Source organism: Streptomyces sp. NPDC047853 (assembly GCF_043204535.1).
GTDB lineage: Bacteria > Actinomycetota > Actinomycetes > Streptomycetales > Streptomycetaceae > Streptomyces.
On the sequence record NZ_JBIDCI010000020.1, the window covers coordinates 90,682 to 105,470 of the forward strand.

At 69.7% G+C, this 14,789-nt stretch carries 13 protein-coding genes and 3 pseudogenes; 7 read left to right on the forward strand and 9 right to left on the reverse strand.

The genetic code is table 11. From position 1 onward, the window contains the following. Window positions 1-192 precede the first annotated feature (192 nt). Window positions 193-2,169 (reverse strand): discoidin domain-containing protein, encoded by a 1,977-nt coding sequence (locus ACGF5T_RS29820; RefSeq protein WP_361016354.1) that lies wholly within the window; start codon window positions 2,167-2,169, stop codon window positions 193-195. Between the two features lie 450 nt (window positions 2,170-2,619). Between ACGF5T_RS29820 and ACGF5T_RS29825 the strand changes: the two genes are divergently transcribed. After that, window positions 2,620-3,105 carry a hypothetical protein gene (locus ACGF5T_RS29825; protein ID WP_361016353.1) on the forward strand — a complete coding sequence of 162 codons (486 nt, stop codon included), beginning with the start codon at window positions 2,620-2,622 and terminating at the stop codon, window positions 3,103-3,105. Window positions 3,106-3,613: 508 nt separating this feature from the next. Then, window positions 3,614-3,769 (forward strand): hypothetical protein, encoded by a 156-nt coding sequence (locus ACGF5T_RS29830; protein ID WP_010059700.1) that lies wholly within the window; start codon window positions 3,614-3,616, stop codon window positions 3,767-3,769. 361 nt (window positions 3,770-4,130) lie between these two features. On the opposite strand, the gene ACGF5T_RS29835 is transcribed toward ACGF5T_RS29830, so the two are convergent. Both ACGF5T_RS29835 and ACGF5T_RS29840 read right to left on the reverse strand, forming a co-directional pair. After that, the gene (locus ACGF5T_RS29835) at window positions 4,131-4,856 is read right to left on the reverse strand and encodes a hemerythrin domain-containing protein (protein ID WP_361016352.1); all 726 of its coding nucleotides are present in this window, start codon (window positions 4,854-4,856) and stop codon (window positions 4,131-4,133) included. A 390-nt stretch (window positions 4,857-5,246) separates the two neighbouring features. Continuing rightward, window positions 5,247-5,524: pseudogene (locus tag ACGF5T_RS29840) on the reverse strand (hypothetical protein); the annotation flags it as partial. Between the two features lie 146 nt (window positions 5,525-5,670). Between ACGF5T_RS29840 and ACGF5T_RS29845 the strand changes: the two are divergent. Further along, window positions 5,671-6,282 (forward strand): GNAT family N-acetyltransferase, encoded by a 612-nt coding sequence (locus ACGF5T_RS29845; protein WP_366767816.1) that lies wholly within the window; start codon window positions 5,671-5,673, stop codon window positions 6,280-6,282. Window positions 6,283-6,430: 148 nt separating this feature from the next. Further along, window positions 6,431-7,147 (forward strand): S1 family peptidase, encoded by a 717-nt coding sequence (locus tag ACGF5T_RS29850; RefSeq protein WP_366767815.1) that lies wholly within the window; start codon window positions 6,431-6,433, stop codon window positions 7,145-7,147. 193 nt (window positions 7,148-7,340) lie between these two features. On the opposite strand, the gene ACGF5T_RS29855 is transcribed toward ACGF5T_RS29850, so the two are convergent. Further along, on the reverse strand, window positions 7,341-8,015 hold the full coding sequence (locus ACGF5T_RS29855) for a TetR family transcriptional regulator (RefSeq protein ID WP_366767814.1): 675 nt from the start codon (window positions 8,013-8,015) through the stop codon (window positions 7,341-7,343). Window positions 8,016-8,434: 419 nt separating this feature from the next. Between ACGF5T_RS29855 and ACGF5T_RS29860 the strand changes: the two genes are divergently transcribed. Continuing rightward, the gene (locus ACGF5T_RS29860) at window positions 8,435-9,367 is read left to right on the forward strand and encodes an oxidoreductase (protein ID WP_366767813.1); all 933 of its coding nucleotides are present in this window, start codon (window positions 8,435-8,437) and stop codon (window positions 9,365-9,367) included. 301 nt (window positions 9,368-9,668) lie between these two features. Here the strand turns inward: ACGF5T_RS29860 and ACGF5T_RS29865 are convergent, their stop codons facing one another. After that, complete coding sequence (locus ACGF5T_RS29865; protein WP_366767812.1) at window positions 9,669-10,643, reverse strand: GlxA family transcriptional regulator; 975 nt, start codon at window positions 10,641-10,643, stop codon at window positions 9,669-9,671. A 147-nt stretch (window positions 10,644-10,790) separates the two neighbouring features. Here ACGF5T_RS29865 and ACGF5T_RS29870 point away from each other — a divergent pair, with 147 nt between their 5' ends. Beyond that, the gene (locus ACGF5T_RS29870; protein ID WP_366767811.1) at window positions 10,791-11,429 is read left to right on the forward strand and encodes an HD domain-containing protein; all 639 of its coding nucleotides are present in this window, start codon (window positions 10,791-10,793) and stop codon (window positions 11,427-11,429) included. 60 nt (window positions 11,430-11,489) lie between these two features. Then, window positions 11,490-12,416, forward strand: a complete 927-nt coding sequence (locus ACGF5T_RS29875; protein WP_361016342.1) for an NADP-dependent oxidoreductase — start codon at window positions 11,490-11,492, stop codon at window positions 12,414-12,416. Window positions 12,417-12,605: 189 nt separating this feature from the next. On the opposite strand, the pseudogene ACGF5T_RS29880 reads toward ACGF5T_RS29875, so the two are convergent. The 4 genes and pseudogenes from ACGF5T_RS29880 to ACGF5T_RS29895 all read right to left on the reverse strand — a co-directional run. Then, window positions 12,606-12,860, reverse strand: a pseudogene (locus ACGF5T_RS29880) (DJ-1/PfpI family protein); the annotation flags it as partial. Between the two features lie 47 nt (window positions 12,861-12,907). Continuing rightward, window positions 12,908-13,555, reverse strand: a complete 648-nt coding sequence (locus ACGF5T_RS29885) for an HD domain-containing protein (RefSeq protein ID WP_356610404.1) — start codon at window positions 13,553-13,555, stop codon at window positions 12,908-12,910. Between the two features lie 140 nt (window positions 13,556-13,695). After that, the gene (locus ACGF5T_RS29890) at window positions 13,696-14,223 is read right to left on the reverse strand and encodes a DapH/DapD/GlmU-related protein (protein ID WP_366767810.1); all 528 of its coding nucleotides are present in this window, start codon (window positions 14,221-14,223) and stop codon (window positions 13,696-13,698) included. A gap of 59 nt (window positions 14,224-14,282) precedes the next feature. Continuing rightward, a pseudogene (locus tag ACGF5T_RS29895) lies at window positions 14,283-14,607 on the reverse strand (hypothetical protein); the annotation flags it as partial. Window positions 14,608-14,789: the final 182 nt, after the last annotated feature.

The window sequence follows — 14,789 nt, forward strand, 5'->3', positions numbered from 1 at the left end:
CCCATTTCGGTGGGAGTGTGCACGAAGGCGGTACTGCTCGCTCCGGCGTGTGGCCGAAGGGCTCGGCCGACTTCGGGTGCGATCGAGCTTGGCGCGGGTCGCGAAGCGGGAGGCCACGACGGTGACGTCGAGTCCCCGGCGGCGCCCTCCTCGCGTCCGCACGTTCAGGTGCCTGTCGGGGAGGAGCGCGGCTCAGGCGCCGTACACCCGGAGGTCGGCGACCTGCCCGGCCGGCCACCCGGTGTTGGCGGTGAACACGAGCCGCAAGTGACGGGCGGTGGCCCCGGCGGGCAGGGACAGCGTGGCGGTGTTTCCGCGGGAGGGGTCGAACGTGAGGGCCGTGGCACCCCGCAGAGAGCTGAAGGAGACACCGTCGGTACTGCCCTGGACGGCGACGGTCTGGGTGCGGGCGGCCCAGGCGGGGGACGGCGGGACAGCGAGGACGACACGGCCGACTCCGGTGGCGGCGCCCAGGTCGACCTGGAGCCACTGGGGGAAGGCGTGATTGGCGCTCTCCCAGTAGGTGTGCGGGTCGCCGTCCACGGCATGCGCCGAGCCGTAGGCCTGGGTGTGACTGCTCGCCGCGGTCGGCCGGTGCCGTGCCAGGTCGGTGTTCGGGGAGTCACCGGCGGTGGTCGCGGTGACCCGGCCGGACGGCTCGGAGGCGAGACCGGCCGCGTCGAGTGCCTGCGCGTCGAAGGTGTAGGACGTCGAGGCGGTGAGCCCGGTCACCGTGAGGGTCGTGGCGTTCGCGCCAGCCGTGGCGACGGGGGTGGCGGTGTCGCCGGTGATCCGGCGGATGCGGTAGCCCGTCACGCCGACGTTGTCGCCGGCGGCGGTCCAGGCCAGAGCGACGGTCGTACCGGTCACGGCCGTGACCCGCAGGTTGCCGGGGGCGGTCGGGGGGAGGGTGTCGCCGCCCCCGACGACGGTGGTCGGGGTCGGCCGGACGGCGGTGAGAGGGATCTGGCCCTTGAGCATCCTGCCGCCGTCGCCGGTCAGGCGCAGGTAGTAGTCGGAGGAGCACGGGGTGCCGTCCTCGTCGAGGGCGAGGAGCCCGGACCCCGCCGGCACCCAGGCCTGGGACTCGGCGGTCTTGGCGATCTGGTTGCCCTCGTTGTACTCGTCGAACATCGAGATGTACACGCTCGGCACCCCGGCCCGCCCCATGTTGTAGAACTGCCGCCACATGAAGTCGCCGTGGGCGCGCTGCCGCTCCGTCACCCCGCCGGGCAGGACGCACGGCTGGTAGTCGATGCCGTGTGCGGTGCACTCGGCGAGGTCGGGGACGGTCGCGACGTTGTAGAAGTTGTCGGCGTCCGCGGCGCTGCCGATGCGGCCCACCATCCACGGGGAGAGCATGTCGAAGGCGTGGTAGACCCCGGTGAATCCCGGCCGTGAGTCCCGGTCGCCCGTCCGCCACCAGGTGGGCACCCCGCCGATCACGTAACACCCCTGGGCCTTGAACCAGTTCACCACGTCCAGACACGGCTCCGGGGCGAACGGCCGCTGGTTGTCGTTGAACCCGAAGCCCCAGACGCACACCACCGGCTTCCCGTTCTGCCGGGCGTAGGCGGAGGAAGACGTGTGGGCGCGCATCTTGCCCGTCCAGTCGGCCTTGATGTCCGTCTGCATGGTCGTCCAGTCGGAGACGTCGTACATCACGTAGAACTTGACGCCCTGGGCTTCGGCCGCGTCGCGTACCTTGAGCGCCATCGCGTCGCGGGTGGGGCCCTCGCCGCCGGTCGGGTTGAACCGCTGGAGGGCGGCGGTGTCGATGCCGTACTGCTTCATCCAGCGGAAGTGGACGTCGACGGTCGACTGGTCGTAGGAGGAGAACAGCGAGGCGGGCTGCCCGTTGCCGAGAGCGTTGAAGGCGGTGCGGTAGGTGGCCGGGTAGTCGCGGACGTCGGGCCAGGCGACGATGGCCTTGTTGGTGGCGGACGGCGCCTGGCCCCAGTGGTGCGACCAGTGCCACCAGCCGTTGATCGGAGCGCCGTCCCCGGCACAGGCGAACCAGCCCTGGTAGCCGACGGTCACCTTGCCGACCACGTCCCCGACCGGGCTCGCCGCGGCGGGCCCGGCGACCGCCGGCCGGGTCAGCCCGACGGTCCCGGCGACCCCTGCCGCGGTCGCGGCCTGCAGCATCGCACGACGCGTGACAGCCATCTGGTCTCCTCTGATCGGTCGCCGACGACGCAGGTGATCGTTCAGCCCATCGGTCATGTCAGCGATGACGGGGATGCTGCGCCGAGCGTATTGACGTGGGCATGTAACCGCAAGGGTCGGTCATGCATCCGCAAAAACACAAGGAAGCCGCGCAATAATCATGGTTATCGGCTCAGGAGGTGGTCGAGGGCGTCGCGGATGCGGACGGCGTCGGCGGCTTCGGCGGCCCGGGCGCGTCCAACGCGAGTACGGAAGTGCCGAGGCTCACCATCGGGGACCGCTCGGCACTGAACAGGCCGCCGCCCGGCCCGGGCTTCACGGTGACCAGGGCGCGGGCCTGCAGGAGCCAGAGTGCTTCGTCGAAAGTGTGGCGTGATTGTCGCCGTTGACCGTGCGGTCGGCGCCGTGTCACCTTCGGGCGTCGAAGGCTTTCCAGGGGAGGGACACACGATGACGACAGGTAGCGGAAACAGCAGACGTCACGGCGCCAGGATCGCTGTCGCGGTCGCGGCTGTCCTGGTGGCGACGGCCGTGGCGGGACCGGCCGCGGCAGCCACGGGCGGTGCGCCGACCGGGGCACCGCTGAGCGCGCAGGCGACAGTGACGAGCGACCCGACGCCTGAGGAGCAGGAGCAGTTACGGGCCGTCGCGGGTGCCATCTGGACGCCCCAGCTGGCTGCTGGTTGGAACATGAACGCGGAGGTGGCCGGCGTGTTGTCCACGGCCACCGGCGAGATCCTCGAGTGCAGCGAGGCTTTCGCCCTCGTGCCGCGCCCGGCCGGTTTCGTGCCCGGACTCGGGTATCTGGTCAACTACTGGAAGAACCTGCGCGACTACTTCCTGGCCGTGAAGAGTGACCGGACCTACCGTGCGTGCGTGGTCACCGCCTCGGCCAACTACCGCTCAGCCATTGAAATGGCTTCCATGGGCATCTGACCCGCCCGCCCGGCGCTCGGTGCAGGCAGGGCATCTCAGCTCTCGAACACGCGGAGTAAGTGCCTCGTCACCGCCTGAGTCCGGCGGTACGGCCGACGCGCACCACACCACACCACATGGCACGGCACGGCACGGAAGCCGGACGCCGCGGAGCAGACCGCGGCGCCTCGTTATCCCGACCCTGCTCGACGCTGCGATGCGTCGAGCAGGGAGGGACGCGGCGGTCGTGCGGAGATCATCAGCAGGATCAGCTCGACGAGAGCCCGCGCGGCGGGCCAGTCGCCGAACGGCCAGGGTTCCGGGTGGCCTCGGACCGGTTCAGCAGCCTTCTTCGTGAACGAAGTTTCGAGGAGGTGTGTGAACAACGTGTCTCCGGGCACAAGGGCTATCGCACGAAGGTCCTGGCATTCGGAGCTGGTCGGGACCCCACACCTCAGGGCCGAACTCGAACCGTTGTGAAGCTTGTACGCACACGCGTCTGAGTCGGAAGTGACGATGGAGCGTTGAAATGATCATTCTTGGGCTTATTCTGCTGATCATCGGCCTGCTTGTCGGCATGGGACTGCTGACGACGATCGGTGGCATCCTCATTCTCGTGGGCGCCATCCTGTGGATCCTGGGTGCGACCGGTCGCGCGGTCGGTGGACGCAAGCATTTCTTCTAGAGTCAGGGCGCTTCACTGACTCGCTGCTACGAGTGACCGTCCAGAGCTCCCTCCGCGCCGGAGAATCGACGCCGCGAGGAGCTTCTGGGCCACTCGAGGCCGGGACGAAGTGAGAGTCCGTCCACAGAGACAGATGGGAACGGCGTGGGCGTGGGCCCACGCCGCCCCTGTTTTGTCAGCCGCAGTCTGCCGTGCCCCGGGTCCTGCGCGCTGGTCACGCAGCGCATGACCTGGCTGCGGGCGGCGGTACCCGAGACCGCTCGTCCCACCCCGCGCCGGCCCCTCGACCTCACCGTCCAGCTGGGGCTCCTGCTGCGGCGCCCACGTCAGGCCGCCCGTGCCTCGCGTCGTCCCTGGTGCTTCACCGACGACGCCGGCTACCCAGGCCGGAGATCGGTCTTCCCCCGTGGTGTTGACGCCGGACGGCGCGACGGGCCACAGCCGAGCAGCCGGCCGCCACCGCCACGCCCGCGAGGAGCGCGGTGGCACGACGAGCAGCCGGGGAGGCTACGGGGGACAGGTCCCGCAGCCGGTCGAACACGCTCAGCGGAACACCGCTCAGCGCGTTGCCCGGGGGTCGGCGTGACACCGCCGGATGGGGGCGAGTGGGTGCGGTGGCCCGTACCGCTTCCCAGGCGGCACCGATGCTCCGCAGCCTGCGGTCACTGAACGCGTCTCTGAGACAGGGGAGGAGCTCGTCCTCCTCGTCGCGGATGTCCTGGGAGATCAGTACGAACGCCTCCTCGATCCAATCGGCACGGCGGGGATCGTCCGGCCTCCGCTCGACGCGGGCGATCAGCTCGTTGATCGCCTGGTGCTCCTCCTCGACCTGTTCGGTCAGCTCGTCGCCGGCGGGGTGGACGCGCCGCAGAATCGGCCACAGCACGGTCTCCTCGGCGAAGGCGTGGCTGAACACCAGCTGCACGATGTCCAGCCACAAAGCGTCACGCTCCGTGCCGGCCATACCCCCGGACCGATAGCGGTCCATCATGGCGTCGAGTTCCGCGTGATCACGGCGCTGGCGGCACAGAATGCTTCTCCGGCCCCCGAGCGAAGCGGCGTCCTGCCCGGCGATGGAGACCGTCATGGCTCCTCTCCCTCCTCGGCGCCCGGCGCCTGGCCGCTCGCGCGGGCGGGCTCGTCGCCGGTGACCCGTTCCAGCGGATGAGACATCTCGTGACCTGGACTGTTCATCACGGGCTCCTTCCCGCACACAAGCCGAGTGCCCACCCGCGCGGCTGCACACCGCCTGAGGGCTCCTCGACCGGCGGACACCGCCGCGACCGGTGACCAAGGTGCGACACGAGCCGCTCGGCCTGCTGGTCTGGTTGCAGGGGAAACCGCGGCCGGCGATGTGACACCGGCTCGGCCGGGAACTTCCGGTAGAGCCGCTGACGCGGCAAGGATGCGTGAGGCCGCACACGAATCCTGGAGCCCGAGGGGCTCACGAGCGTGGCCACTCACAGAATGTGGGCCGTCAGACTCCGATCAAGGAGTAGGTGCCCGTACCGTCCTGCCTGCCGCTGGAGTACTGGCGTATGAACTCGCCGTCCACGTACCGGTTTCGTCCTCCTTGCAGGGGACGGTCATCAGGACCGCCCGGTCGGTGGCGGCGTTCTGCTCGGCGATGGTCGCGCATCCACCGTTGCCCCAGTTCCACAAGGACGCTTCGAGGACCCCGTTGTGCTCGGTGACGTTACACAGACGCCAGTTGTCCAGGTGGGCGCTGAAGATCGTGGACGGTCGCAGGCGGACCCGCCGGGCATGAGATCGGAAGCAGCCACAAATGGTTACGGAGGGGCCTATTCCGCCCCTGGTGCAGCTCACTTGAGCATTGCCGTGGAAGATTGATCACCAGTAGGTTCTTGTCACTGAAAGTCTGATGAGGTGGGGGCGCTGGAGTGTTCACGCTGCCTGAGATCGCCGGTGATCCGTCACGTCTGACACGCCGCCTGATGCGGATCGACGGTCCGGATGTGATCTTCCGACCCCTGACACACGCCGATCCGGAGCTTCTCGCGAGCTTCCTGGCGGGTCTGTCGCCCGAATCGAGGAGGCTGAGTACCTTCGACGGGTACGACCTCGCAACCGCTCAGGAGTTGTGTGACGCGATCGCGCGTTACGACAAACTCAGGCTGGTGCTGGAGGAAGTGCCGGCCGGCCGGATCGTCGGCCTCCTCGAGTTGAGTCTCGATCTCCACCCGCACGACGTCGTGCGCTTTCGCGAGGCCGGTATCCCACTTTCAGCGACCGATGGCCGCTTCGGCCCTACTCTGGCCGACGATTACCAGGGGAAAGGCGTGGGGACGCAGATCCTTCCTCTCATCGCTGACGTTGCACGAGGTTTCGGCAAGAGACGGATCATTCTGCTGGGCGGTGTTCTCGCCGACAACGCACGCGCCATACGCTACTACCGGAAGAACGGCTTCCAGGCGGTCGGCTCCTTCACCGGGACAAACGGTGTGCGGTCGCTCGACATGATCCTTGACCTCGATCTGCCATCTGGGCAGTGACGGCCGGTTCTACTGAGGAGATACGTCAGCGCGCCGCCTCGGGGGCCACGGTTGCTGTCGGAGAAGCTCGTAGACGTTGGCGGCTTTGGGCCTGACCGCCCGGCTCCGAGAGGGCGATAATGGCCAGTACATGACATTGGAGGCTGCTGTGGCTCGCACGCGTTCCTACCGCCTCGCGCCCGTCGCTGTCCGCGCCGTCGTCCTCCTGGCCCTGCTCCTGGGCTGGACCACCGCCGTCCTCGGTCCGGTGGCGGAGGCCGCGCCGCGAGAGAGTGCGGCCGCGCTCGCGGTGCGCGGCGGCGACACCCTGTACAGCGCGGGCGCCCGGTGCACCGTCGGCTTCAACGCCCGTTCCGGGTCCGCCGAGTACGCGCTGTTGTCGGGCCGGTGTGCGCAGACGGCCGGCACCACCTGGTACGCCGACGCCGCCCTCACCGTCCCCGTCGGGGTCACCGCGGGCAGCAGCTTTCCCGGCAACGACTACGCGACCGTCCGGTACACCGGCACGACGGTCGCCCGTCCGGGCGAGGTCTCCCTGGGTGCCGGGGCGGGTACCCGTGACATCACCGCCGCGGCCCACCCCGTCGTCGGCCAGTCGGTCTGCCACGTTGGTCGCACCACGGGACTCCGCTGCGGGACCGTCCAGGCGGTCAACCTCACGGTCAACTACGGCGGAGGAAGCGTGAGCGGCCTCTTCCGGTCCAGTGCCTGCTCCGAACCAGGAGACGTGGGCGGCCCTGCCTTCTCCGGCACCACCGCGCTCGGCGTCATCGTCGCCGGCAGCGGCAACTGCAGCTCGGGAGGCTTCACCTACTACCAGCCGGTGGTCGAGTGGCTCTCGGTGTACGGACTGAGCATCTACTGAGCGACGTCACCGGCGTGCGGAGCGCTGGAGGAGGGTGACCCGCCACCCTCCCGGGGGCCGCAGTCGACTGCCTCGCCTCTGCCCGGCCCGCCCATGGGCGGTACCACGCTGACCTGGCGGAAAGTGGCGGTGGCGCCGCACCTGTCGCGGTCCGCCACCGCGGCCCGGCCCACGGCTCCTGCCCCGGACGCGCTCAGGCGGAGGCGCGGACGACGGTGCCCACGACGAGCGTGGCCAGCATCTCCCGCAGGGCGGTCACGAAGTCCAGCTTGAACGCGGTGAGTGAGGGGTCGGCTTCGTAGGCGGCGAGCATCGCCGGGGAGGGCCGTGCGTGTGTCCACACGGCGCCGATAGCCATGATCATGCCTGCGGTCAACTGCGGTGCACGGTCGCCCACCTCGGGAAGGTGCTGGTGGGCCAGTGCCGCGATGTCGGCGACGTTGGCCACGGCCGCGCGCTTGTAGCGGGCGGCCGCCTGCGGGGAGACGTTGTGTTCCAGTACGCCCGCCTGAGCGCTCAGCAGGTCACACAGGACCCGGCGTGGGGCGAGGGAGTCCGCGACGACGGCGGCGAACCGCTCCGCACGCCGGCTCACCGGGGCGTCCCGGTCGACGCCGGCGTGCACAAGAGCAGGCAGGTCGGCCACCCACTGCTGCCAGGCGCGATCGAGCAACTCCAGCAGGATCGCCTCACGCGATTCGAAATAGCGCAGCACGTTGGACTTCGCCAGCCCGACGCGGCGGCTCAGCTCGTTCAGGCTGATCTCGCCGACGGGCATCTCCTCGAGCATGGCGGCCGTGGTGTCGAGGATGGCCTGGCGCCGTGTCTCACGCTGCTCCTCACTGCGCGCGCGCTGGAAGTTCGTCATGCCCCCAGATTACAGACAGCCGGTCTTTTGACATCAGACCGCCGGTCTCCTATGTTGGTGAGCAACTGAACAGACCACCGGTCTGCAAAAGGGGGGGGCAGGTGTCGAACCGGGCACCAAGACCAACGCCCGGCATCACCGAAGTCGTCCACGGAGACTGTCCCGGCATCGTCGACCTGCTCTGGGCGGACGGCGTGATCTGGCGCGGCGCCGGCCTGAACAGCGCCGCGGCACGGCGCCGACAAGAAGTTCATCGCGGCCAGTGCCGCCGGCGCCTTCAGTGGCATGCGTCCGGACATCATCCAGTCATCGTCGAAGCCGCTCCCGCCGAGGGCATCCTCGGCATGCACTTCCGGACCGGAATCAGGACCCTGCCGAGTGCCGCACGATCGAGCACACCATCAACGCATCCGAGGAGCATGAGAACGGTGAACCACTGGACTCCCGACGACATACCCGATCAGACCGGCCGCACCGCGCTGATCACCGGTGGGAACGGCGGGATCGGACTCGAGACCGCCCGCGCGCTCGCCCGGCACGGGGCCCGCGTCATCCTGGCCGGCCGCAGCCGGACCAAGCTGGACCAGGCCGCGGAGGCTGTGCGCGCCGCGACCCCGGAGGCCCGGACGGACACCCTCGTGCTCGACCTCTCCGACCTCGCCTCCGTCCGCGACGCGGCCACCCGCATCGCCGAGACCGAGACGGTCGACCTGCTCTTCAACAACGCCGGCGTGATGAACCTGCCCGAGCGGCGCACCACCCGCGACGGCCTCGAGATGACGGTCGGCACCAACCACCTCGGCCACTTCGCCTTCAACGCCCAGGTCTGGCCCGCGGTACGGCGCGCGTCCGCACCGCGCGTGGTCACGGTCAGCGCCATCGCTGCGCGATGGCCGATGGGCAGGCTGGACGACCTGATGAGCGAGAAGAGCTACCGCCCCATGGGCGCCTACGCCAAGTCCAAGCGCGCCAACATCGTCTACGCCCTCGAACTCGCCCGGCGCGCAGGCAGCACCGTCGAGGCGCTCGTCGTCCACCCGGGGTCGGCGATGACCAATCTGCAGCAGCACGGCACCGGCGCCCTGAGCCGTATGGTGACCCCGATCGCCGCACGCCTGCTCATGGGCTCGGCCGAGGGAGCGGCCTGGCCCTCCCTGTACGCGGCGACCAGCCCGTACGCTCGGACGGGCCAGTTCATCGGCCCCGCCGGACGGGACCAGACCTCCGGCACGCCCAAGCCCGCCAGGCTCCCCCCGGGCGCCGACGACCCCGCGGAGGGCAGGCGGCTGTGGACGGCGAGCGAACAGCTCACAGGTGCCGCCTTCGACCCCGAAGCCGAGGCCGCCCTTTAAAGTCCGTATCACCGGCCTTCGTGTGTACGCGTGCGTCGATGACGCGGGCGCCGACTCCTGTTCGCGCAGCGGCTGCAAGGACAGCCCGGACGTGTCACGCACGGCGGCACCGAACCAACAGCGGTCGAACTCGGGCGCGAGGAAGGCGGCTTCGAGGGCTGTCGCGCAAGGACCGCTCAAGGCTCCGCCCACGGCGGGGTGTCGTCCATCAGCGGCAGCAACTTCCGAGCAGGCGTAGCTTCCTCTGCCCGTACGGAGGAGGCGACGCTCTCGATGACCCTTCGGCACCGCCCGACGGCCGCTACCTGGCCTGGTCACGGCGGGCGGTGCCGAAGCGGCGCTGATAGGCGGTCGGGGAGATGGACACCTCCCGCGCGAAGACACGGCGCATGCTCTCGTAGCTCGGGAAGCCGGCCAAGGACGCCGCCTGCGTCGCGGTGTGCCCCTGGTCGAGCAGTGACTTCGCGATGTCGAACCGGATCGACTCTACGTACCGGGCCGGCGTGGTGCCGAGCTCCTCCCGGAACAGCCTCGTGAGATGGCGGGTACTGACGTTGAGGTGCCCGGCCAGTTCGGTGAGGGAGTAGGTCCCGGAAGGTTCTGCCGTGACCAGGTCGACGACCCTGCGCAGGGCCGGCGACCGAGGCGGCGGGCCTTGCAGCGGAGCGGAGAACTGTGACTGGCCGCCCGCCCGTTGCAGATAGACGACCAGGGACCGGGCCACCTCCCGGCTCACCTCGGGACCGTGGTCCTCCTCGACGAGGGCCAGCGCGAGGTCGATGCCCGCGGTGACACCCGCCGAGGTGTACGTCGTACCGTCACGTACGTAGATGGCGTCGGCTTCGACACGGACCTTGGGGTGCCGGGCGGCGAGTTCGCCCGCGATCTTCCAGTGGGTGGTCGCCCGCTTGCCGTCGAGCAGGCCCGACGCACCGAGGACGAAGGCACCGGAGCACACGGAGGCGACCCGGCCGGCCCGGGCGGCCAGATGCTTGGCGGCCTCGGCGAGGTCGCGGGCGACGGGGGTGCGGGGATAGACGTCGCCGCCCGGCATCAGGAACGTGTCGGGGTCCGGCTCCGCGGCGGCGCTGCCGTCGACCGCGATCCGCATGCCGATCGAGGAGGCGACGCCGTCGCCCGTCGTCGACACCAGCGAAATCCGGTAATCGGCACCGAGCGAATTCGCCTCCCCGAACACCTCGGTGGGGCCGGCGACGTCCAGCAGCTTGACGCCGTCGTAGACGAGGACCGCCACATGATGCGCGCCAGTACTCACCGGCCCATCCTGAGGTGACCGGATTCGAGTGGTTCATGGCCGGACCGAGGCAGCGCCGAGGGCCGCACGGTCGGCACCGTGGAGGCGGGACACACGGTCCACTCGTAGCACCTCGCACAGCACCTCGCATCGGAAAGCACGCACATCATGACCGACATCATCGCAGGAGTGGAAGTACCCGAAACCCCGGCTGTGGCGGAGGCCACCGACTTCCTGCGGGAGCGAACGAATCCGCTGATCTTCCACCACTCACGGCGGGTCTTTCTCTTCGGTTCCCTTCACGCACGCGGACTGGGTCTCCGTCCCGATCCCGAATTGCTCTACATCTCGGCGATGTTTCACGACGCAGGTCTTTCGCTCCCGTTCTCCGACACACAGCAGCGCTTCGAACTGGACGGCGCCGACCACGCGCGGAAGTTCCTGCTCGACCGCGGCTTCTCCGAGAGCGCCGCCGAGATGGCGTGGAGGGCGATCGCCCTGCACTCGACGCCGGGCGTTCCCGGCCGGATGGAACCCGAGGTCGCCCTCACGCACTACGGCGTACTGACCGATGCGATCGGCTGGGGGCTGGACCGGCTGGACGGCGACCAGCTGGGCGAGATCGTCGCCGCACACCCGCGCGGCGACTTCAAGAAGGAATTCCTGCATGCATTCGTCGAGGGTCTCAAGGACCGACCCGACACCACCTACGGGACCGTCAACGCTGACATTCTGGAACACTTCGTCCCCGGATTTCGCCGCGGGTCCATGGTGCGGCGCGTCCTGGACGCTCCCTGGCCGCGATGACCCGGTGGCAGCCAGGCTCCCACTCACCTACCAAGGCCACACGTTCGGAAAGGAACACGCGTGCAAGCCGTCACTGTAAGTAATCGCGAGGCCGGGGTCACAGGGCTGGCCCTCCAGGACCTCCCGCATCCCCATGCCGCGGAGAACGACGTCATCGTGCGCGTGCACGCCGCGGGCTTCACCCGAGGAGAACTCGACTGGCCCGCGACCTGGACCGACCGCGCGGGCCGCGACCGCACACCGAGCGTGCCCGGGCACGAGGTCTCGGGAGTCGTGGCGGAACTCGGCTTCGGAACGACCGGGCTCACCGTCGGCCAGCGGGTCTTCGGGCCGACCGACTGGGCGCGCAACGGGTCGCTCGCCGAGTACGTCGCCGTGGAGGCCCGCAACCTCGCCCCGCTCCCCGCCGACGTGGACCACACGGTGGCGGCCGCGCTGCCGATCTCCGGCCTGACCGCCTGGCAGGGCCTGTTCGACCACGCGCGACTCGGCACCGGCCAGACCGTCCTGATCCACGGCGCCGCCGGCGCGGTCGGCTCGATCGCCGTACAGCTCGCTCACGAAGCGGGAGCCCGCGTGGTCGGCGCGGGCCGGTCCGCCGACCGCGACACCGTCCTCGACCTGGGCGCGCACGCCTTCCTCGACCTGGAGGCCGACCGATGGGAGGACGCCGGCCGGGTCGACGTCGTGTTCGACGTGATCGGCGGGGACATCCTCGACCGCTCGGCTGCCCTCGTGCGTCCCGGCGGCACGATCGTCACCATCGCCCAGCCGCCCACCGTGCGCCCCGACGACGGGCAGGCACTCTTCTTCGTGGTGGAACCCGACCGCGCACGCCTCGCCGACCTGGCCCAGCGCGTGCGGGACGGCAGGCTCCGGGTACGGGTCGGCGCGGTGCGCCCGCTGGGTGAGGCCGTCGCCGCCTTCACCCAGCGAGAGCGCGTCCCCGGCCGCACGATCATCCGCGTAGCCGAGGACGGAGAGTGAGAGAGCGGGCCCGAGGAGCGGCATCCCCGCTCGCCGGGCCCGCCGGATCGGGAAGCTGCGGCACCGTGGGCCATGGTCCGGCCGGGCGCCAGGTGATGAGCTGACGTGCCACGTCTTGGGCCACGTCGGCTCCGTGGCCCTCCTCGACCAGGGCTTGGCGCCCTGTGGATCCCCACGGTCACGGCCGGCCGACGTGACGAGGTGCCGATCGCGCACGAGCACCAGGTCGGGGTCCCCACACACTCCGGGGTGGGCGCGGGCCGGCTGGGGCGCCAGTTCCCAGCGTGTGGTGGCACGCCGGCCGTCCAGGACCCCGGTGTGCGCGAGTACGAAAACACCCGCGCACACCGAGCTCACCCTGCTCGTGCGAGCGGCGAGCCCGGCCACGAGGCAGGCGAGGACCGGGTCGGCAGTGGCACGCTGCCAGTCCCGGCGGAGCTGCACCTGGTCTCAGGCCACGATCACGACGATGTCGCCGCCGTCCGGACGCGCTACTCCGCCCACGGCGAGTCGAGGATGGTGCGCACGAAGTCTCCCCGCTGGAACCCGGGCACGTAGTGCTCGAGCACGTCGGCCTTGACGTTGCCGAAGGTGGTCTCGGGCCTCGGACGAATGCCGTCGGTGAAGGCGGTCAGGATGCGCCGCTTGAAGTCGGGGCGGGGATGCAGGTCGACGATGTCCTGGCGGTCCCTGTCGGAGACGTCCGCGTACCCGATGCCGAGAACGTCGTACTCGACCCCCGCGGTGACCAGCGCGACCTCCGGTTCCATGAATTCGGGGATGCCGGGGGTGGTGTGGAGCGCGATCGCCGTCCACACCCGCCGCACGCTGTCCTCGGGCACGCCGTGCGACTGCAGGAAACGACGGGCCTCGTCGGCGCTGTCGACCTCGAACCGTCTCCCGCTGGAACGGAACTGCTCGTTCAGGCCGAGGTCGTGGAACATGGCTCCGATGTACAGAAGCTCCGGGTCGAAGCCGAGGTCCCGGTTGCGGCCCTGGAGGCTGCCGAAGAAGTACACGCGGCGGGAGTGGTGGTAGACGAGCTCGCTGGTGTTGTCACGGACCAGTTCCGTCGCTTCGCGCGCCAGCTTGGTGCCGGGCACGCGGATTCCGGCCGTGAGGGTCGTGTCCGCAGTCATGGCGTGTCACCTCTTCGAAGTGGGGGATGCTGTGCCGGGCCTACCGGCGTCCCACCAGTGTTCGTCGGCGGGAGCTACACGCGCCATGTGCGTAGAGCCATGTGTCCCACGGATACGGACATCACCCAGCGGTCGGTGGCTCAGTCGACTGTCTTGATCACCCGGGCGGGCACTCCGGCGACCACGGTGCCGGCAGGGACATCACGAGTGACCACGGCGCCTGCCGCGACCACCGCACCGGTACCGATGGTGACTCCTTGCGTGATCACGGCAGCCGTCCCGATCCAGACGTCGTCCTCGATGACGATCGGGGCGAACGAGAGATACTCGCGGCGTTCGGTCCGAGGCAGCGGATGGCCTCCGGTGATGAGGCTGACCTTCGGGGCGATCATGACGCCGTTGCCGATCCGGATACCTCCCTTGTCCATGAAAGTGCATCCCTGGTTGACGAAGACGTTCTCCCCGAACGATGTGTTCAGTCCGTACTCGGTGAAGAACGGGGGATAGATCACGACGGACTCGGGCAGCGGGCCGCCGAACACAACTGCGAGTAGTTTCGCGCGTCCTTCGCTGTCGCTGAACGGAAGCCCGTTCAGTCGAGACGTCGCGTCGGTCACCTCCACGATCCGGTCTGCATGACGCGTGAACTCGGGCGTCTTCACGTACATGACGTGCTCTGTGCGAGTGGACATGTGCTGATCCCATCACCGCGCAGCACGCTGCATCAAACAACTCCATGCCACGAAAGCACAACCAACAGTTGTGCGAGCGGGACGAGCGGGTCGTCCGGGGCCCGCAGGGCTGTAGGTTCCGCGCCCTGGGAGACGCGCAGCGACCAGCGCCCCGCCGCGGTCGGCGGGCCGGTGCGGGACGCGGTGCGGTCGGCGGCCGTCGGCGAGCCGTAGCGCCCGCGGGGCACGCCGCGCTTAGGCCCGGTGCGCGGTGGACCCGGCGGTGCGCCCGGAGCCCAGCAGGGAACGCAGGGGCGAGAGCGTGTCGTTCGCCAGCCGGCCGGACCAGGACAGCTCCCAGAGGGCGTCGGCCAGCGGGGGGATCAGGGCGCGGTCCGCCGTCATCAGGAGATCCGGGACGTCCTCAAGGCTGTGCCGTCGACGGTAGGCGGCCCGTCGGTACGCGCCCTAGGACCTGTCTGATAATTGATCTTGTGGTGGGTCGTGGTGAGCTGACGGATGCGGCGTGGGAGCGGATAGCACCGCTGCTGCCGGGTGTTGAT